The sequence below is a fragment of the Pseudomonas sp. SJZ077 genome (genome assembly GCF_007993905.1).
Taxonomy (GTDB): Bacteria; Pseudomonadota; Gammaproteobacteria; order Pseudomonadales; family Pseudomonadaceae; genus Aquipseudomonas; species Aquipseudomonas mandelii.
In genome coordinates this window covers 135297-154693 of the sequence record NZ_VIUJ01000015.1, presented here as the reverse complement: position 1 = coordinate 154693, position 19397 = coordinate 135297, and the positions used below count along the sequence as shown (strand labels likewise).

Annotated in this window: 21 protein-coding genes and 2 pseudogenes; 16 read left to right on the top strand and 7 right to left on the bottom strand. The window is 58.8% G+C overall.

Features of this window, described 5'->3' with window-relative positions; genetic code table 11:
* The first annotated feature begins 43 nt into the window (after positions 1–43).
* Together FBY01_RS21840 and FBY01_RS21835 are read left to right on the top strand one after the other, a co-directional pair.
* Positions 44–292 (top strand): hypothetical protein, encoded by a 249-nt coding sequence (locus FBY01_RS21840; protein WP_145309349.1) that lies wholly within the window; start codon positions 44–46, stop codon positions 290–292.
* A gap of 254 nt (positions 293–546) precedes the next feature.
* Complete coding sequence (locus FBY01_RS21835) at positions 547–1290, top strand: hypothetical protein (protein WP_145309351.1); 744 nt, start codon at positions 547–549, stop codon at positions 1288–1290.
* Positions 1291–1329: 39 nt separating this feature from the next.
* On the opposite strand, the gene FBY01_RS21830 is transcribed toward FBY01_RS21835, so the two are convergent.
* Together FBY01_RS21830 and FBY01_RS21825 are read right to left on the bottom strand one after the other, a co-directional pair.
* The gene (locus FBY01_RS21830) at positions 1330–2136 is read right to left on the bottom strand and encodes a hypothetical protein (RefSeq protein WP_145309353.1); all 807 of its coding nucleotides are present in this window, start codon (positions 2134–2136) and stop codon (positions 1330–1332) included.
* A 191-nt stretch (positions 2137–2327) separates the two neighbouring features.
* Positions 2328–2528 carry a YbdD/YjiX family protein gene (locus tag FBY01_RS21825; RefSeq protein ID WP_145309355.1) on the bottom strand — a complete coding sequence of 67 codons (201 nt, stop codon included), beginning with the start codon at positions 2526–2528 and terminating at the stop codon, positions 2328–2330.
* Between the two features lie 328 nt (positions 2529–2856).
* On the opposite strand from FBY01_RS21825, the gene FBY01_RS21820 reads away from it, so the two are divergent.
* Positions 2857–3462, top strand: coding sequence for an SCO family protein (locus FBY01_RS21820; RefSeq protein ID WP_010459508.1), 606 nt, complete (start codon positions 2857–2859; stop codon positions 3460–3462).
* On the top strand, positions 3462–3950 hold the full coding sequence (locus FBY01_RS21815; RefSeq protein ID WP_145309357.1) for a copper chaperone PCu(A)C: 489 nt from the start codon (positions 3462–3464) through the stop codon (positions 3948–3950). Before FBY01_RS21820 ends, FBY01_RS21815 begins: the two co-directional genes overlap by 1 nt.
* Positions 3951–3979: 29 nt before the next feature.
* Here the strand turns inward: FBY01_RS21815 and FBY01_RS21810 are convergent, their stop codons facing one another.
* Positions 3980–4963: a GlxA family transcriptional regulator gene (locus FBY01_RS21810; RefSeq protein WP_077750153.1), complete on the bottom strand. Its 984-nt coding sequence runs from the start codon at positions 4961–4963 to the stop codon at positions 3980–3982.
* A gap of 269 nt (positions 4964–5232) precedes the next feature.
* On the opposite strand from FBY01_RS21810, the gene FBY01_RS21805 reads away from it, so the two are divergent.
* The 9 genes from FBY01_RS21805 (at position 5233) to FBY01_RS21765 (ending at position 13909) form a co-directional block, all read left to right on the top strand.
* Entirely contained in the window at positions 5233–6543 is a 1311-nt protein-coding gene (locus FBY01_RS21805; protein ID WP_145309358.1) for an NAD(P)/FAD-dependent oxidoreductase, read from the top strand.
* Positions 6544–6567: 24 nt separating this feature from the next.
* The gene (locus tag FBY01_RS21800) at positions 6568–6984 is read left to right on the top strand and encodes a RidA family protein (protein ID WP_017338215.1); all 417 of its coding nucleotides are present in this window, start codon (positions 6568–6570) and stop codon (positions 6982–6984) included.
* Positions 6985–7140: 156 nt separating this feature from the next.
* A complete protein-coding gene (locus FBY01_RS21795; protein ID WP_010459498.1) occupies positions 7141–7818 on the top strand; it encodes a DUF1028 domain-containing protein in 678 nt (225 codons plus the stop codon).
* The gene (gene argE, locus FBY01_RS21790; RefSeq protein WP_145309360.1) at positions 7815–8963 is read left to right on the top strand and encodes an acetylornithine deacetylase; all 1149 of its coding nucleotides are present in this window, start codon (positions 7815–7817) and stop codon (positions 8961–8963) included. Before FBY01_RS21795 ends, argE begins: the two co-directional genes overlap by 4 nt.
* Positions 8964–9249: 286 nt before the next feature.
* The gene (locus FBY01_RS21785) at positions 9250–10665 is read left to right on the top strand and encodes a cytosine permease (RefSeq protein WP_145309362.1); all 1416 of its coding nucleotides are present in this window, start codon (positions 9250–9252) and stop codon (positions 10663–10665) included.
* A gap of 173 nt (positions 10666–10838) precedes the next feature.
* Positions 10839–11057: a PLD nuclease N-terminal domain-containing protein gene (locus FBY01_RS21780; RefSeq protein WP_010459492.1), complete on the top strand. Its 219-nt coding sequence runs from the start codon at positions 10839–10841 to the stop codon at positions 11055–11057.
* Positions 11058–11246: 189 nt separating this feature from the next.
* A complete protein-coding gene (locus FBY01_RS21775) occupies positions 11247–12263 on the top strand; it encodes an AbrB family transcriptional regulator (RefSeq protein WP_145309364.1) in 1017 nt (338 codons plus the stop codon).
* Between the two features lie 713 nt (positions 12264–12976).
* Positions 12977–13231, top strand: coding sequence for a LysR substrate-binding domain-containing protein (locus tag FBY01_RS21770; RefSeq protein ID WP_224795519.1), 255 nt, complete (start codon positions 12977–12979; stop codon positions 13229–13231).
* A 96-nt stretch (positions 13232–13327) separates the two neighbouring features.
* Complete coding sequence (locus FBY01_RS21765) at positions 13328–13909, top strand: hypothetical protein (protein ID WP_145309530.1); 582 nt, start codon at positions 13328–13330, stop codon at positions 13907–13909.
* A gap of 53 nt (positions 13910–13962) precedes the next feature.
* Here the strand turns inward: FBY01_RS21765 and FBY01_RS31955 are convergent.
* Both FBY01_RS31955 and FBY01_RS31950 read right to left on the bottom strand, forming a co-directional pair.
* A pseudogene (locus FBY01_RS31955) lies at positions 13963–14244 on the bottom strand (hypothetical protein); the annotation flags it as partial.
* A 459-nt stretch (positions 14245–14703) separates the two neighbouring features.
* Positions 14704–14865: pseudogene (locus tag FBY01_RS31950) on the bottom strand (general stress protein); the annotation flags it as partial.
* 264 nt (positions 14866–15129) lie between these two features.
* On the opposite strand from FBY01_RS31950, the gene FBY01_RS21750 reads away from it, so the two are divergent.
* Positions 15130–15687 (top strand): ATP-dependent Clp protease proteolytic subunit, encoded by a 558-nt coding sequence (locus FBY01_RS21750; RefSeq protein WP_145309368.1) that lies wholly within the window; start codon positions 15130–15132, stop codon positions 15685–15687.
* Positions 15688–15936: 249 nt separating this feature from the next.
* Entirely contained in the window at positions 15937–16920 is a 984-nt protein-coding gene (locus FBY01_RS21745) for an LLM class oxidoreductase (RefSeq protein WP_010459461.1), read from the top strand.
* Positions 16921–16975: 55 nt separating this feature from the next.
* Here FBY01_RS21745 and FBY01_RS21740 read toward each other — a convergent pair whose 3' ends face one another.
* Together FBY01_RS21740 and FBY01_RS21735 are read right to left on the bottom strand one after the other, a co-directional pair.
* Positions 16976–17284: a putative quinol monooxygenase gene (locus tag FBY01_RS21740; protein ID WP_102593886.1), complete on the bottom strand. Its 309-nt coding sequence runs from the start codon at positions 17282–17284 to the stop codon at positions 16976–16978.
* An 83-nt stretch (positions 17285–17367) separates the two neighbouring features.
* Positions 17368–18375, bottom strand: a complete 1008-nt coding sequence (locus FBY01_RS21735) for a zinc-binding alcohol dehydrogenase family protein (protein WP_145309370.1) — start codon at positions 18373–18375, stop codon at positions 17368–17370.
* Positions 18376–18485: 110 nt separating this feature from the next.
* Between FBY01_RS21735 and FBY01_RS21730 the strand changes: the two genes are divergently transcribed.
* Positions 18486–19376, top strand: coding sequence for a LysR family transcriptional regulator (locus FBY01_RS21730; RefSeq protein ID WP_010459455.1), 891 nt, complete (start codon positions 18486–18488; stop codon positions 19374–19376).
* Positions 19377–19397: the final 21 nt, after the last annotated feature.

The following is a 19397-nucleotide window of genomic DNA, read 5'->3' as shown; positions in this document are numbered from 1 at the left end:
CCCGACTGTCCGCCGATCCCCCCATCACGGAAGAGGTGACACCATGAGTTTCGTAACCGTTGAAAAAAACCAGAGCAGCGCCCCGTCGGAAGCCGATATGAAAAAGGCCATGACTGAATCTGGCGGCGAACCCGGGGATGTCACCGGGACCAACGCGGCCCGGAAGCTGACTTACATCGGCACGGTCAATCACACCGTATATGAGAACAAGCTGATCGAGATTGCCAAGGGCAAACGAACCAGTTGGAACTTCGTCTGGGCCGACGCGAAGGTGAGTAGCCCGACTGCATGAAGCCACGGTGGGGCGGTCGCACGGCCGCTCCGCTGTTTCAACTCACAGATTCCCTTGATACAACCCGGTTACGCTGGCTGTTACCTTGCTGGTTTAACCGCCCTCCCCGCTGTAACGCCAAGACACTTCGCCGCCCTGAATCCTGCGCCTACTGTGAAGCCGTCAATGTGTTTAGAGGGTGCTGCCCGATCACTTGTCGGATTCGCTGCCCGCTGCCCATTGATTGCCCAACACAACCAAGGAAGAGGAAAGCCATGAGTAAGTCGAGCGCTGTAAGCAAGCAAGCTCTGCAACTTCACAATGATGTGCAAGAGGCCCTCAAGTCGTTCCAGAGCATTGCCCCCACGGCTCTGAAAACGTCGGACTACTGCAAGGTGTTGACGTCAACCCTGGCAGCCACGCAAAAGTCCGTCACGATCGAGATCGCAGCCGATGACCTGACCCTTCTCAAGCAGTCAGGCTACAAGCTGTGCTTCGCCAAGAAAGTCGGCAACGAAGCCTATAACGTTGTCTGGCAGTCCTATGACAAGTACCTGAGCAACAACGGCTTCAGCTGGACCCCGCAATACCAACTGTTCGGGTCCAATACTTTTCAGGCTGACGTGACGGTGAAGGTGTCGACCAACATCGTCACGATCGGCCTGGGGCAACAATCGATACTCAGCCCGGAAGGCTTGCTGGGCCAGGCGGTAACCGGCGGCCCAGACATATCCATTACCCTGGATAACGAATACGGTCCGATCCACCCCGGCATCAACCAGTTGTCAGTCGGCATCGACGGCACGCAGGTCAGCACGCCGATCTACGTCGCCACCAACCAGGTGGTTACCGGCAACACTGTTTTGACCCCTGTCGAGACCATTCTCGTGTGGTTCGAGCAGAACGTGCAGACCAGCACCATGTTCAGCACGTCGCGGTCCAAGGCCATCGAAATCGACCTGACTGTCGCTAACGCAGCAACCCGTCTCTACGAAGGCGGTGCATGGAAAACCGTGTAATCGTCGCACCGGGGGCAACCTCGCGGTTGCCCCTTCCTCTCAAGAAACATCACCGCTTCCCCGGGCGAAATAGCCCGTCAACGACCGACAGATGGACTCCGCCAGATCTTCCTGGGTCGCGATGCCGTAAGGTTGATTGCGATCGAACTGCTCGGACCAGCGGATCCGCCCCTGTGCGACATCAATCAGGCGCACCGATGCCCGGACTCGGCTCGGTTCCACCCGCACGCTGCCCTCAAGGGAATAGTTACCGCGCCCGGCACGCACAACGTCCAGTGCCTTGACACTGGAGCGTGACACTTTCATCAACACGTGGTTGCCATGGCTTTGCGTCTGCTCGAACGACTCGAAAAGCCGGCAGCTCAATTCTTCAGACAAGCCCTTGGTGAAGTCATCGCCGTCACGAGTAATGCAGGTAAACGGCTGAATCTGCAAAACAGGATGGCGCATCGAGATGGTTTTGGGTCTGATCCGCTGGTAAGCCAGCCGATAACAACCGGCCGGAATGCTCAGGCGTACCGGGTCTTGCTGCCCGAGGGTGGCGTAATGGATCGCGAGTTTGCGCCGCAACCGGCCCACCTGCACGCGCACCACCGGATCGTCTCCGGTGCAATAAACAGCCGGGTCACGGCGAAACACGGCGATGCCGATGGCATGCTCGGTGAGTGGGATAGTGGAAAACTGAAGATCGTGATCGACCAGGAAACGCAGCAAACTGCCCATGCGCCTGGACTTGGCAAACACCGGACTGGCCAGCAACAGCGCCAGCACCCGCTCTGTCTCTTCGTGATCGAGTGGCTCGTGAACGCCCTCGGCACTTGAATGGCCTACGTGCTTGATTACCATTGCCTGCCTCCGTGCAGGTTACCGACAATCGCTCGCCACCCCTGTAGAAGTGGATATTGATACTGAAGTCGTACTCCATGGCCACGCTCAACGCCCGATCCCGTAAAGGCTCGGACGCTGCAACGTCGAAGCTTAGCAGTGGTTACGCAATGGCGAAGATATTGTGCTGATCGCGGCGTTTGCCCGGGTAATCAGCAGCAACGCGTGGTGCATTGCTTGCCGCCGTAGCGGGCTTCCTGACGCTCGCGAAGAAACGTCGAATGGCTCATCACCGGTTCTTCGGGGTGTTTGAGCGCCATCTGGGCGACATAGTTGTCGTAATCAGGGACGCCGACCATCAAACGCGCGCTCTGGCTGAGGAAGCGGGCGGCTTGCTGCAGTTTACGGATCATGGCAACGCTCTCATTGTGAGGGGGGACAGGGCCATGAAAGCGCACTTTTGTATCTGGAATGTGTCCGTTCGGCCGAGATATGTATCGGAACCTGTAGGAGCCAGGCTTGCCGGCGAAGGCGTACTTGAGAGCGCCTTCGCCGGCAAGCCTGGCTCCTACAGGTCCGACGTTGATCCGTAGTTTTCTGCAGCTTCTGATGCTGTACCAAAACCACCCCTCGTCCAACAATGAGCGAAACACGGCCACAGTTTGTTAATATCCACGCGCTTTTTTCGTCTGACTCATCAGGCGCTACAGATTTCCCGTCGCAACACAGGAATGCTTTTCCATGAGTACGTTGTTTACCCGCCGCACGGTCCTGCGCGGTATGGGCTTGTTGAGTCTTGGCCTGCTCGCCGGCTGCGATGACAGCTCCAGGCTGTCGTTCAAGTACGGCAAGGACCTCAGCGACAAGATCATGGGGCGTACCTTCAAGCTCAAAGACGCCCAGGGCGAAACGAAGATGCTCACCAGTTATCGCGGCCTGATGCCGATGGTGTTCTTCGGTTTCACCCAATGCCCGGCGGTCTGCCCCACGACCCTGGCCCGCGCGGCACAGGCCAAGAAACTGATGGGCCGAGACGGCGAGAAGCTGCAGGTGATCTTCATCACCCTCGACCCGGAACGCGACACGCCGCAAATGCTCGACGCCTACGTCAAGACGTTCGACCCGAGCTTCGAGGCGCTGCATGGCACGCTGGAAGAAACCGCCGCCACCGCCAAGGAGTTCGGCGTGTTCTTCGAAAAGATCCCGAGCGGTTCGACCTACACCCTTTCCCACACCGCGACCAGCTACGTCTTCGACTCCCGGGGCAACTTGCGCCTGGGGCTGTCCGCGTCCCTTACGGCTCAAGAGTGCGCAGAAGACCTGCTCACCGTCATGGAAGTCTGCTGATGAATTCGATCCACGCCAACACCGCTTTCTCGCGACGCGTCAAACAACTGGTCCTGGGGTGCGCCCTGATCGGCATGGCCTGGCAGGTATCGGCGCAAACCAGAGTGGACGACGCCTGGGTCCGCGCAACCGTTGCCGGCCAGCCATCGACCGGCGGCTTCATGACCCTGCAAGCCGACAGCGACAGCAAGCTGCTCAGCGTGCAATCGCCTGTCGCCAAAACCGTACAGATTCACCAATCCAGCATGAAAGATGATGTGATGAGCATGCGTCAGGTCGAGTCTGTCGAGCTGCCGGCCGGCAAACCGGTGAACTTTGATCCCCACGGCTATCACGTGATGCTGATGGACCTGACGGCGCAGGTGAAGGAAGGCGATAAAGTCCCGTTGATCCTGACCGTGGAAAACGCCAAGGGCGAGAAAGAGACGATTAAGGTGGAAGCCGAGGCCCGGGCACTCGGCATGGCTGATCACAGCAAGATGCATTAACGGTCGGGGTTTCTCGGGGCGAGCGGCTCTTATTTGACGAGTCGCTTCTCCTTGGAAGGCCGGTAGCCGAAATACGAGCTATAGCACTTGCTGAAATGGCTCGGCGACACAAAGCCACACGCCACCAGCACGTCCACCTGGGACAGCTCCGTATGCTGGAGCAGCCGTCGCGCTTCGGTAATTCGCAGTTCCATGTAATACCGTTGCGGTGTCGTGCCCAGTTGCTCCTTGAACAACCGTTCGAGCTGTCGACGAGAACGACCCGCGTAGACCGCCAGTTGCTCCAGCTCCAGCGGCTCTTCGAGGTTGGCGTCCATCAGCTTCACCACCTCGCGCAATGGCGCGCTCACACAGACATTTTCCGTAGGCTTGATGCGCCGGTAGCGCGACTCCTCGAACGCCAGGATGTCCTCGATCCCCTCGACAAGCGCTTTGCCGTAAAGGCCTTTGATCCAGTCCAGCGCCATGTGGAAGGCCCCGGACGGGCTCGAAGCCGTCAGCCGGTCTCGATCAATGATGTAGGGCTCGCTGCTGACCTGCGTGGCCTTGCAGAAATCCGCCAGCGCCGGGCGATGCTCCGGGTGAATCGCGCAACGGTAACCGTCCAGCAGACCGGCCTTCCCCAAAAACCATGCACCATTCCACAGCCCGGCCAGGCTGACGCCCTGGTCCGACGCCGTGCGCAACAGACTGATCAAGCCTTCGCTGGCCTTGAGTTCTGTCCGGTAGCCACCGCAGATCACCAGCAGGTCCAGCGCTTTGACCGCTGCGCAATCGATACGGGCATCGGGCCGAATGACCAGGCCCAGATCGCTGACGACCTCGCCATCGTTCAAACCAAAGGTGCGAGAAGAGAACGAGTCGGGTCGTAGCAGATTGGCCGTGACGACCGTATCCAGCGCCTGGGTGAACGCCGGCAGCGAGAAATGTTCGAGCAGCAGAAAGCCTGCGCGGACCGTTTGCCGGGTCCCATCAGGGTGTTCATTGAGATAGCGAAGGTTTTTGCCCTTCATGCCTCCGCTGAATTGGCGTCGTTCGATCAATGCTCGATCCACTCCATTACATTACCCAACCGGTTGTATGGTGCGCTGATAAAGCGCCATGTTAACCCGTGGCGCCTCTTCGGCGTATCCACCCGAGCGCCAGACGGCGCTCTGCCTCAGTTATTTATACTCAAATGCCAGCTTAATAATATTTTACCGATACCAGGGTCATCCCTAGTCTTGAGCCCAAGAAATGGCGGGTCGTTCGCGACCTCACTCCAACTTCGAAGGGTATTGAGATGACCACCGAAAAAATAAAAACAGATACGCTGATAGTTGGCGCCGGTCAGGCTGGCGTGGCCATGAGTGAACACTTGAGCAAACTCGGGGTGCCGCACCTGGTGCTGGAGCGCAGCCGCATTGCCGAGCGTTGGCGCACCGGGCGCTGGGATTCGCTGGTGGCCAATGGTCCGGCGTGGCATGACCGGTTCCCGGGTCTTGATTTCGACGACCTCAGCCCCGACGAATTTGCCCCGAAAGAACGCGTCGCCGATTACTTCGAAGCCTACGCCAGGAAATTCAACGCGCCGATCCGCACCGGCGTCGACGTGCTGAAAGTCGAGCGCAATGTCGGTCGCCCGGGCTTCACCATTGAAACCTCTGAAGGCGTGATCGAGGCCAACCGCGTGGTGGCGGCCACCGGGCCTTTCCAGCGGCCGGTCATTCCGCCGATTGCGCCGAAAGATCAGCCTTTCATGCAGATCCACTCGGCCGACTACCGCAACCCGGCGCAACTGCCTGAAGGCGCGGTGCTGGTGGTCGGCGCGGGTTCGTCCGGCGTGCAGATTGCCGATGAATTGCAGCGTGCTGGGAAGAAGGTTTACCTCTCCGTCGGCGCCCACGACCGCCCTCCTCGCGCTTACCGCAACCGTGATTTCTGCTGGTGGCTGGGTGTGCTGGGCGAGTGGGATCAGGCGGCGATGAAACCGGGACGGGAGCACGTGACCATCGCGGTCAGCGGTGCCCATGGCGGGCGCACGGTGGACTTCCGTGGACTCGCCCATCGCGGCATGACGCTGGTGGGGCTGACTCAATCGTTCAACGGTAGCGTAGCGACGTTCCAGCCAAACCTGGCCGACAACCTGGCGCGTGGCGATGAGAACTATCTGGCGCTGCTGAATGCCGCCGATGCCTACATCGAACGCAATGGCCTGGACCTGCCGGAAGAACCTGAAGCCCGCCACGTGTTCCCGGATCCCGAATGCGTGACCCATCCGATTCTTGAACTCGACCTGACCAAGGTCGGCGTCACCTCGATCATCTGGGCCACCGGTTTCGCCACGGATTACAGCTGGCTCAAGGTCGATGCCTTCGACGACAACGGCAAGCCCCAGCATCAGCGCGGCGTGTCGAGCGAGGCTGGCGTGTATTTCCTCGGCCTGCCGTGGCAGTCGCGTCGCGGCTCGTCGTTCATCTGGGGTGTCTGGCACGACGCCAAGTACGTGGCAGATCACATCGCCATTCAGCGCTCTTATCTCGACTACCACGATGCGGCGCAACGCGAGGCTGAACAGGCCCCGGTCGCCCTCAAAACCACGGTCAGTGCCTAAGCCTTTTTCTGTCAGGAGCTAAAAATGTCCACGCCAACCCATACCCGTATTCGCATGTTCAACACCAAGGAAACCTACCCGAACCAGAGCCTGGACAATGACCTGTGCCAGGCGGTCCGGGCCGGCAATACCGTTTATGTTCGCGGCCAGGTCGGAACGGATTTCGAGGGCCGGCTGGTGGGTCTGGGTGACCCGCGTGCGCAGGCCGAGCAGGCCATGCGCAACGTCAAGCAGTTGCTGGAAGAGGCAGGCAGCGACCTCAGCCACATTGTGAAAACCACGACTTATCTGATTGACCCGCGGTATCGCGAGCCGGTGTATCAGGAAGTGGGCAAGTGGCTCAAAGGCGTGTTTCCGATTTCGACCGGGCTGGTGGTGTCGGCGCTGGGGCAGCCGCAGTGGTTGATGGAGATTGATGTGATTGCGGTGATTCCTGAGTAAGCCGTTAGACCGAGTCGCGGCCTTCGCGAGCAAGCTTCGCTCCTACGGTAGATCTCGATTTCATGCACGTCCCCGATCATCTGCAGGAGCGAAGCCTGCTCGCGATGAGGCCCCCACAACACCTATTTCTCCAAGGCAAACCAAGGAGCTAAACCCATGACCTTCTCCATCGCCGCCCGATGCCCCGAAACCGGTCAGTTCGGCATTGCGATCAGTTCCTCCAGCATCGCCGTCGGCGCCCGTTGCCCCTGGCTGTTACCGGGTGTCGGCGCCGTCTCCACACAAAACATCACCTTGCCGTCGTTAGGCCCGGAAGTGCTCGCCCTGATGGAACAAGGCCTGGCGCCGGCCGAGGCGCTGGACAAAGTCCTGACCCGCAACGGTTACAGCCAATACCGTCAGATTACCGCCATCGACCACCTCGGCCAGACCGCGCATTTCAGCGGCGCGCAAACCCTCGGTAACCACAACGCCGTGTCCGGTGAACAATGCGTCGCCGCCGGCAACATGCTTGCCGACCGTTCGGTCATCGAGGCCATGGTCCAAGCGTTCGAACACGGCGAAGGACAACTCGCCGACCGCTTGCTCGCTGCCATGAAAGCGGCCATCGCCGCCGGTGGCGAAGCCGGGCCGGTGCATTCGGCGGCGATGGTGGTGGTCGGCGAACTGACCTGGCCGATCATCAACCTGCGGGTCGATTGGGCGGACGAAAATCCCATCGGCCAGCTGGAAAAACTCTGGGACGCTTATCGCCCGCAAGTTCAGGACTACATCGACCGCGCCCTCGCCCCCGACAAGTCCCCCGGCTACGGCGTCGCCGGAGACGACCGATGAGCAGCCGTGATTTGCTGGAAACCCTGGTGGCGTTCGACACCACCAGCCGCGAATCCAACCTGCACCTGATCGAGTTCATCCGCGACTACCTCGAGGGTTTCGATGTGCCTTGCGAGCTGATCTACAACGAGCAGCGCAGCAAGGCCAATCTGTTCGCGACCATTGGCCCGGCGGATCGGCCGGGCATCGTGCTGTCGGGGCACACCGACGTGGTGCCCGTCGACGGCCAGCCGTGGACTGTTGCGCCGTTTGAACTCACCGAGCGCGGCGGCAAACTGTTTGGGCGCGGCACGGCGGACATGAAAGGCTACATCGCTTGTGTTCTCGCCCTCGTTCCGTCGCTGGTGAACGCCCGGTTGCGGCTGCCGGTGCACATCGCGCTTTCATACGATGAAGAGGTCGGCTGCCTCGGCGTGCGTTCGTTGCTGGCGGAGTTGGAACAGCGCCCGGTCAAACCGATGCTATGCATTATCGGCGAGCCGACCGAACTCAAACCAGTGCTCGGGCATAAAGGCAAACTGGCGATGCGCTGCGATGTCCACGGTGAAGCGTGCCACTCCGCCTACGCGCCGCTGGGGGTCAATGCCATCGAATACGCCGCCGAACTGATTGGTGAGCTAGGGCGGATCGGCAACCGACTCAAAGCCCCCGAGCATCACGATGCGCGGTTCGATCCGCCGTTCAGCACCGTGCAAACCGGGGTGATTTGCGGTGGCAAGGCCTTGAACATCGTCCCCGCCGATTGCCGCTTCGACTTCGAAATCCGCGCGTTGCCCTCGTATGATCCGAGTGAAGTTGCACAGGCGTTGGAGGCCTTTGCCGAGCAACAGGTGTTGCCGCGCATGCGTGCCGTGAGTGAACAGAGCGAGATTCGATTCAGCCAGTTGTCGGCGTATCCGGGATTGGCGACTGATGCACACAGCGAAGCGGCCGAGTTGATCGCCAGTTTCTGTGGCTCCCGAGCGTTCGGCACCGTGGCCTTCGGCACCGAGGGCGGCCTGTTCGATGCCGCCGGCATTCCCACCGTCGTCTGCGGCCCCGGCAGCATGGACCAGGGCCATAAACCCGACGAATTCGTCAGCCTCGAACAACTCACTGCCTGCGACGCCATGTTGCAACGGATGCTGCTATCGATCACTGAATAACAAAGATTCCGAACACCCAAAAAATCCCTGTGGAAGCTAGCCCGCCAGCGATAGCGATCTGACAGCCAAATCAATGTTGACTGTCAAATCACTATCGCTGGCGGGCTAGCTCCCACAGGGTTTTGCGGTGACCAAACGACCTACTTTTTTTAACGTCTATACCCACAATCTTACTAATTTATCTATCCGCCCCCACCGCACATCATCACTCCAACAAGAAAAGCGTCGCCCCCGTGCGGCGCTCACCGAAGTACGTCCACGTACTCAAATTGCCTTGGAGTCCGTCATGGTTACCACCGCAACAACCGCCGCCCCGCTCATCGAAAAACACACCATCGGCTACGTGCCGCCCGAAGATCGCCACGGCAAGACCCGTGACCTGTTCACCCTCTGGTTCGGCGGCAACATCGCCCCGCTGCCCATCGTCACCGGCGCCCTTGGCGTGCAGATGTTCCACCTCAACCTGGTGTGGGGCATCGTCGCCATCCTCGTTGGCCACCTGGTCGGCGGCGTGCTGATGGCGCTGCACTCGGCGCAAGGCCCGCAGATGGGCATTCCGCAAATGATCCAGAGCCGCGCCCAGTTCGGCTCCCTCGGCGCCCTGCTGGTGGTGCTGATCGCCGGCATCATGTATATCGGCTTCTTCGCTTCCAACATCGTTCTTGCCGGCAAATCCCTGCACGGCGTGGTCGACAGCGTCCCGGTGCCGGTCGGCATCGTCATCGGCGCCCTCGGTTCCGGCATCATCGGCATCATCGGCTACCGGTTCATCCACGTACTCAACCGCATCGGCACCTGGGTGCTGGGCGCCGGCATCGTGCTTGGTTTCGGCTACATCTTCACCCACGTGCAGACCGCCGATTTCCTCACCCGTGGCAGCTTCAACATCTCCGGCTGGCTGGCCACCGTCTCCCTCGCCGCGCTCTGGCAAATCGCCTTCGCCCCCTACGTCTCCGACTACTCGCGCTACCTGCCGTCCAACGTGCCCGTGGCCGCCACGTTCTGGACCACGTACCTGGGCACCGTCCTCGGTTCCAGCCTCTCGTTCATCTTCGGCGCCGTCGCCGTCCTCGCCACGCCCGTGGGCATGGACACCATGGACGCGGTCAAACTCGCCACCGGCTCCATCGGCCCGTTGATGCTCGTGCTGTTCCTGCTCAGCGTCATCAGCCACAACGCCCTCAACCTCTACGGCGCTGTGCTGTCGGTCATCACCCTGGTGCAAACCTTCGCCTACCGCTGGATCCCGACCGCCAAAAGCCGCGCCGTCCTCTCCCTCATCATCCTCGCCGCGTGCTGCTTCGCCGCCGTCGGCGCCTCCGCCAACTTCATCGGGCATTTCGTCGACATGGTGCTGGTGCTGCTCGTGGTGCTGGTGCCGTGGACCGCGATCAACCTGATCGATTTCTACGCGATTCACAAAGGTCAGTACGACATCGATTCGATCTTCAAGGTCGATGGCGGGATCTATGGACGCTACAACCCGCAAGCGTTGTTGGCGTATGCGATCGGGATCGCGGTGCAGATTCCGTTCATGAACACGCCGCTGTACGTTGGGCCCATCTCCGAACACATCAACGGCGCTGACCTGTCCTGGCTGGTCGGCCTGCTCATCACCTCACCGCTCTACTACTGGCTGGCCAACCGCGACAGCGCCTACAAACGCCGTCTCTCCACCGGAAAACTCGCCAACTCGATCTAATGCCCCCGCAATCCCTGCAGGAGCGAGCCTGCTCGCGATGAGGCCCTGACAGTCAAAACAGATTTGACTGACAGATCACCCTCGCGAGCAACCCAGCACAAGCCTCCACCAAAATTTAATGAACCCTGCCCACCACGACTCACCTAACAAAAGGACTATCTGGAGGGTGACTCATGCAAATCGAAACAATCTGGATCGTGCTGACAGCCGTTCTGTTGCTGGTCGAGCTATGGGCAATCAACCGAGTGCGCAAAGCCGAAGGCAAATCGACCAACAAACTCTTGTGGATCGTGGTGATCGTGTTTGTGCCGCTGATTGGGGTGGTGGCGTGGGCATTGGCTGGACCGAAACACACCGACCACAACCCGCATTCACCCCAGGCCAGGCAATGAAGTCGGGAGGGTTCGCGATAACCCGCTTCTGATCGACAGGGGCGGGCCCACGGACGGCCGCTCGCCATACCCGGTAACTCACACTGACAACACTGAGACGCACATACTTGACGCCTCACGCCATTAAGTGGGAAAACGTGCACGGCCCAAATGGAAGCGTTGGCGCACTTCACGAATCAAGGAAGACTCATGAAAACCCTGGTGTGTTTGCTGATCGCCACCGGCGTCGGCACCGTGTTGCAATACGCCGGTATCCCCCACGGCCTGTTGTTGGGCTCGATACTCGCGAGCGCGTTGATCGCCAGCAATCTGCGATTTTCCCCCACCCTGCCCTTCGGCCTTGGCTATGTGCAAATCGTGCTGGGGATTGCGACCGGCCTGATGTTTACCTCGTGGGACAACCACACCGTGGCGGCCATGTTGCCCAGCCTCGGCTTCATGCTGCTGTGCCTGATGGTCCAGAGTTCCGTGGCCGGTTTCTGGTTGTTCAGAGTCTCGGGCTGGAACCTCAAGGACTCGCTGTTATCCGTGTACCCCGGCGCACTCGCCGCCGTCTTCGACTTGATCGAGTCTGAACGCGCGTCCAGCAAAGTGATCGTCGTGCACCTGGTCCGCCTGTTGTCGATCACCTTGCTGGTCAGTTTTTGCATTCCCGGGCATGTCGACGTGGCGCTGGCCCAGAGCAGCCCGCTGAACGTGAGCACGGCGCTGACCCTGCTGTCGCTGATCGCCTTGTGCCTGCTGCTCGGCCGCGTGCTGTTGAGCGTCGGCGTGCCAGCGCCGTTCATGCTCACCGCCATCGTGCTCACCGCCGCCTGCATCAAGCTGGGCTACCTCCAGACATTCCACCTGCCGCAGTGGAGTGTCGACTCCGCCTCCGTGCTGATCGGCGTGCTGATTGGCTCGAAATTCAAGGACATCAGCTTCGCCGAGCTGGTCCGCCATGGCCGCGCCGGGCTGCTCGCCGTCGGCCTCATGTTGCTGATCGCCGCCGCGTTTGCCGGTGTAGCCGGGCAGTTGCTGGGCAGCGATCCGATGTCGTTGTGGCTGGCGTATATGCCGGGCGCCATCGAAACCATCGCCATCGTCGCGTTCAGTGGCGGGCTGAATGTGGTGTTCATCCTGACGCATCATTTGGTGCGAATGGTCGTGCTGCACTTTGCCCCGGCGCTGATTGTGCAGGCGCGGCGCTGGCGGGCGGAGTGATTGCCGAACACAAATCGCAAACACCTCCCGATGTGGAGGCATTTTGCTTTGTGCTGCCAGGAGGACGGGACTAAACGGGAGAGATGGTGGCCAGGGCACCAATCAAAATGGTTAACACCAGAAATCCACCGAGGAAAATTGCCATCTTGCCCATGGGGCCTCCTACATTATGAGTTTACGGTGCAGTGAGTGCGCGACTGCGGACCGTGCTGTCATTGTGAGCGTGAGGGTGGGTGCATGACAGAGGCAGATGGCGAAGGAAAATACGGATCAGATGCTGGACGTGTAGCCGCTGCCGAGCAGCGCGAGGCCTGTGGGAACGAGCCTGCTCGCGATAGCGGATTTACATTCAATAGAAATGTTGGCTGATCCACCGCCATCGCGAGCAGGCTCACTCCTACAGGGAGCAGCGGTGATAACAATACCTGTGGGACGACACCATCCAATGTGGGAGCAAGCTTGCTCGCGATAGCGGATTTATATTCAACAGAAATGTTGGCTGATCCACCGCCATCGCGAGCAGGCTCACTCCTACAGGGGGCAGCGGCGATAACAATACCTGAGGGACGACACCATCCAATGTGGGAGTGAGCCTGCTCGCGATAGCGGATTTACATTCAACAGAAATGTTGGCTGATCCACCGCCATCGCGAGCAGGCTCACTCCTACAGGGAGCGGCGGCGATAACAATACCTGAGGGACGACCTCATCCAATGCTGCGCTGCGCGGCGATAGACAGCGTCGGCATTGCGCAGATGCCGATGTCGCTGGTGCATGACTTTATCGAGCGCGGGCAGCTGGTGGTGGTGTTGCCTGATTGGGCACCGCGGACCGAGATGATTTATGCGGTGTTTGCGAGCCGGCAAGGGATGCTGCCGTCGATGCGGATGTTGATTGATTTCATGGTGGAGCAATTCAGGTTGCTGGATGATCCGGCGCGGGGGATGCGCGGGAGTCCGTTGGTTTGATAAGGCCAAATGCTGGACCTTGCAGGTGAGGTGCCAGACGCCCGCTTTTCCACTGCTATGCTGATAGCATCAGTTTCTGCGGTCGAGACGAGTAGCATGGCAGCACAAGGCAAGCATTCCTCGTTCACGCCCAAGGCTATGGCCTTCCTGGCTGGCATTTTCGTTGTCGCTTGGGTGGCCATAACGTCGCTCGAAACTTATTTCGACCTGACATTGTTGGCCGACACCACGAGCTGGCTGCTACGTTTGGGGGATTGGCTTTTGCTGGAAACGCCAATGCCGAATTGGTCGTTGCTGGTGATTATCGCGATTTTCATCAGCACGCTGTCTGTAGCGATTTACTACGTCCGCATCCCTGATGGAACTGACGGCGAGTTACACGAGATAGAGCGAAAGGTTTACAAAAAGAACAACCCTCAGTTTCCAAAATTGACCGATAACCAAACGCTGCTGATGGAAGTTTTGGCCTATCATGCGAACTTCAGAAAAGTTGCAAACTTGAACTCGGTTTGCAAACTTGTCTCCCTCAGCACGGTAGAAGTTGAAGCCGGTCTAAAGCAACTCCAGGCTAAACGTCTGGTGACGCAAAAAGTGACCCGAGGTACGTTTGGCGCCACCATTTTTGAACTGACCTTGGCAGGTAAGGATTATGCGTTGGAGCGATTTGACCTTACGTAACAGTGATGTCTAAGGCGGCGAAAGAAACCGCGCAATATTCGCCATCGCACGCGTTATGTAAATGTCTCCCCCACTGGGGCAACGTACTGAAGCGCGGCAAGCTCCACGTAACTCGACTCCCCTCCTCCAGTCGCACCCGACAACCAACCCCATACGAAGGTCAGCGTGGTACGTCCTGCGCGATCCACGCCGACCGTGCCACGAGACCAGCCGGCAAGAATCTCGCCATCCGTGGTCAAACACTGATAAAGAAGCTCAATAGTATCGGGGCCTGTCACGCGCCCAACCTGATTACCGATACGGATACGCCCGCCTTGGTAAGTGCCCGAAATGGCGAGTCCACCACAACGAAATCATCGCCATTGACGTGCATCTTGTGAAATCTCAGTGGCATAAATTGATCCTAGCGAGGAGACATGGGTGAAGGCGATCTAGCCCCATCAGCATGACTTAAGCAAGATAAGACGAGCATTACCATCGATATCAAGCCCCGAAAATTCGGGGCTTGATCGGCTCAGACGACATCAAGACCTACGTCCTCCACCTCCGCTCATCCCATCATCATTGCGCCCCGTTCCAGACGACTTATCGCGGTCATCGGCGAAATTGTCACCGCGTCCGCTTCCTTGCCCGCCGCTGGACGATTGATCAGCCTTGTTGGACTGTTGTCCGCCGGAAGCCTGGCCGCCTTTTTGGCCTGGCTTGGACATGTTTTCCTTATCATCGGCAAATTCCCCTCCGCGATTTGTACCCTGCCCACCTCCGGACATGCTGTCTTTATCGCGCGAGGGCTGTCCGCCAGAAGCTTGACCTCCCTTTTGACCCGCTTCAGACGCGCGTTGTGGATCGTTGGCAAAGTTGCCGCCAGACGCTTCTCCGCCTTTCTTTCCGGCTTCTGAAGCCTTGTCAGGATCATTGGAAAAATTGCCTGGATTGTTATTTCCTGTATTGGCCATTTTGTTCACCTCTACATCGTTGGCACGAGCATGGGCCCGTACAATTCGGAGGATCCACAAAACGGAAAGTTTGAACGGAAATACGGGGCTCGCGACGAGCGGATTCGGGCGTTTGGTTCCATTGGAAACGGCGACCAGTCGACTGACGGCTGTCCCATTCGTCGGTGTCACCTTACGGCGGTTTTTCGCCCTGAATAAGCGATGTTTACTAGACTCAATAGCGCTTGGAAGCCCTCCCCCGCATCGCACCCAGGAGGTCAATCAATGACTGAACACATCGTGCATTTTCATTGCCAGATCGACCAGGCAACGACCGAGCGCTTCAGGGATTGCTGCCTTGAAGCTATCGACCAGGGTGCCACCTCCCTTCTCCTGAACCTGTCCACTTGCGGGGGCAGCACCAATTTTGGCTTCACGCTCTACACGTTCCTGAAGTCCTTGCCCGTACCGCTTTGTGCAATCAACGCCGGCAATATCGAATCGATGGGCATCATCATGTTTCTGGCGGCAGGCCGGCGCATCACATCGCCTCACGCACGCTTTTTGATTCACCCGATGAACTGGTACTTCAGCCAAAAATCCGTCGACCATCAACGACTGCGGGAATACCTGTCCAGTCTCGACAATGACCTTGCGCGCTACGTGCAAATCTTCATGCTCGAAACCGCTGATGCAGCGACCAAACTCGACATTTTTCATTGCTTGTCCGCGGAGGAAAAGGTCATCGCCGCCCATGAATCGCTGGCCTATGGCATAGCGCATGAGATGAAGCAGATGGTGTTTGCGGATGACGTGAAACATTGGAAGGTCAGTGGTGGATGATCAATCTTAGTCTTGGCGCCAAAATCCGAGTTCCGCACGCCCAGAACATGGCGGTTCTCTGCAAAACCGCCTACGCTTCTTGCATGAATCTAAGTCTGTTGCTGAGTGATCAGTATTGGGCTGGAGCGATCTGATTGCCTTTGACCGCCCGTTCCTTGCCAATCCGGACCTGCACGCGCATATCGCCAACAACTCGCCTCTCAATCCGGTCGACCCGCGGTTCACGTTCTTCCATTGAGGAAGATGATTATGTATCGGCCAAGCACGGTTCCTTATCAGGAGCATCGAGGGTTCAGGCGAACGTTCACTCCGGGTCATTTGAGCCTGGGATTGTTCTTTCCTTTGGAGGCCTTCGATGGGGACACTCCGAGCATGCTCAACCAGGTCGAATTGGCCAAGCGAGCAGAGGCACTGGGCTTCTCCGCGCTCTGGTTTCGCGACGTGCCTCTTCGGGACCCTGGTTTCGGCGATGTTGGCCAAGTCTTCGACCCATGGGTTTACCTGGGCTATATGGCCGCTCATACGTCGGAGATAGCGCTAGGCACCGCATCCATCGCCATCCCTTTACACCATCCTCTGCACACGGCCAAGGCATCAGCCAGCGTCGATCAGTTGAGCGCAGGTCGATTGATTCTTGGGGTAGCCTCCGGCGATCGCCCAGTGGAGTTTTCGGCCTTTGACGTCGATCCCGAAAGGCGCGGAGAAATCTTTCGAGAGCACTACGAAGTGATTCGCCGAGCCCACAGCACAAGCTTTGAACCCATCCGCTGGAGCGGTGGTGAGCTGCAGGGCGCAGACCTCATTCCGAAACCCACAACCCAGGTCATTCCAATGCTCGTGACCGGGCATAGCCGCCAGTCACTGGATTGGATCGCGCGCGAAAGCGTCGGATGGATCAACTATCCGCGCGCGCCGAAAATGCAGCGACTGATCGTGGAAGATTGGCGACTGGAAGTCATGAAGCAATGTGGTTCCATCTATAAGCCCTTCACTCAGTCGCTTTACATCGACCTCAGTGAGAACCCGTCCACGCCACCCACTCACATTCATTTGGGGTTCAGGCTTGGACGCGTCCACCTCCGGGCTTTGCTGGAGGCGCTTGAGGAAATCGGGGTGGACCACGTTATCCTGAATCTCAAGTACGGAAAGCGCCCTGCTGCGCAAGTCATTGAGGAGCTGGGCGCTCACCTCGTTCCGCAATTCGGAGTAAAGCCGCGCCCTGGAGCAAATTGATACGCCGGCCGCGTCCACGCCCGGCCGAGGTGGTGCGGTTCAGCAGGTTGAATGATCAAGCCGATACCTGCTCAAGGAATATCAGTTGCAACGGCTCTTTCAGCAGGTCATCTGCCGTCGCGGCAAAGCGCTGAAAGTAAGGCATCGAAAAATGCGCATCCAGCGCCGCCTGATCCCTGAAAGCCTCGCGCATGTAGAACGTGCCCTGCTCATCACGCAACTCGAACAACACATAGTCGAGATTGCCCGGCTCTGCGCGGGTCGGCTCTACCAGCGCCAGCAATTCCTGTTTCAATGCCAGTTCTTTGCCTGCCTTGGCCTTGAGCACGGCAATCGATACCAACACGTTACTGGACGTATTCATCGTCAACGCTCCAACATTAAAAAAATGGCAAGTGATGCCGCAGGCGGTTCAGCGGGCCCGCAAGCGACCCGCCTTAAGTGAAATCAGAAACCTTCGAGAACGATCTTGCCCCGGGCCTTGCCGCTCTCGACCAGCGCATGGGCACGACGCATGTTGGCCGCATTAATCGCACCGAAGTGCTCGCCCACAGTGGTCTGCAGAACACCTTGGTCAATCAGAGCGCTGACCCGATTGAGCAGGTGATGCTGGTTGATCATGTCCGGGGTTTCGTACAGGGACCGGGTGAACATCAGCTCCCAATGCAACGACAGCGACTTACGCTTGAGCGGCATCACGTCGAGGCTTTCGGGATCGTCAATCACACTCAGGCGCCCTTGCGGCTTGAGCACGTCAATCAGTTGTGCAAAGTGCTGTTCGGTGTGAGTCAGGCTGGCGACATAGTCGATCTCCGCCACGCCGAGCGCTTGCAACTGTGCGAGCAGTGGCTGGCTGTGATCAATCACGTGATGCGCGCCCAACTGCCGCACCCAATCAGCGGTTTCCTGGCGTGAGGCGGTACCGATGACGGTAAGGCGGGTCAACTGTCGGGCCAGTTGCACCAGCATCGAACCGACGCCGCCAGCCGCTCCAGTGATCAACAGGCACTTGCCCTCCCCCGAACCCTCGACGACACCGAGCCGGTCAAACAACAATTCCCAGGCAGTGATTGAGGTCAACGGCAACGCGGCCGCATCGGCTGCACTCAATGAACGAGGCTTGTGCCCGACGATCCGCTCATCGACCAAATGGAATTCGCTGTAGCTGCCGGTGCGGGCAATCGAGCCTGCATAGAACACTTCATCACCCGGCTGAAACAGCGTCACCTCAGAGCCGACCTCGCGGACAATGCCTGTGGCATCCCAGCCGAGGATTTTCGGTTCTTTTGTGAAAGTTCCGGCGCGCACCTTGGTATCGACCGGATTCACTGATACCGCGCGAACTTCGACCAGCAGATCCCGTGGGCCAGGCCTGGGCACCGGGAGGCTGATGTCGATCAATGCTTGTGGATTGTCGATGGGCAGGGCGTGTTGGGTAAAGGTGATGGCTTTCATGGAAACTCGCTGTCTGAAGGGTTGATGCGCTCACTTGCAGCCATCTTCGACTTCCCATGTACAAAGAAAAACAAGCAGAATGCGCCAACACTTTCACTGCAGGAGTGAAAATGATCCGCATCGATGATCTTGGTTTATTTATCCGCAGTGCCGCGCTGGGCAGTTTCACCGCAGCGGCGCTGGAGGCTGATCTACTGCCTGGTCAGGTAGCCGCCGCCATCAAACGTCTGGAACGCGAACTGGACGTGCGCCTGTTCGCCCGTACCACTCGCAGCCTGCGATTGACTGCCGAGGGCGAGCAATATCTGCCCACCGCCCACTCAGTGCTTGAGACCCTGAAGCAAGGCGAGGAAAACCTGCGTGGTGAGAACGCCACGCTGCGGGGCGTACTGCAAGTGACAGCGCCATCCGATCTGGGGCGCAACATACTGCTGCCGTGGTTGACGCTGTTCCGCCGTCAGCATCCGGAATTGACGTTGCGTTTTTTCCTGTCGGACCAGATGGCCAATCTGTTTCGCGACCCGGTGGACGTGGCGATTCGATACGGCCCGAATGAAGACGCCAACTACGTGGCACTGCCGCTTGCACCGTGGAACCAGCGGGTGTTGGTTGCCTCGCCGGAGTATGTGCAACGCTGCGGTTCTCCCCAAACACCGGATGACTTGAGCAAGCATGCCTGCCTGCTCTATCTGCAAAATGGCCGGGTCTACGACAAGTGGAACCTGGGCGGACAAACCGTGCAGGTTTCGGGGCCACTGTTCAGCGATGACGCCGATGTCGTGCGGCGCTGGTCATTGGAAGGTGAAGGTATCGCCAACAAATCCTGGCTGGATGTCAGTGCAGATGTCGCCGCAGAGCGTCTGCTTGTGCTGCTGCCGGATTATCCTGGCGAAGCGTCACCGTTGAGTCTGGTATGCCCGCATCGCAAGCAGATCAGCCCTGCGGTTTCTCAGCTTTATACGTGGTTGAGTAGCCAGTTTTCTGCTCTGGAGCGCAGTTGAACCGAATGACTGCGATTGATG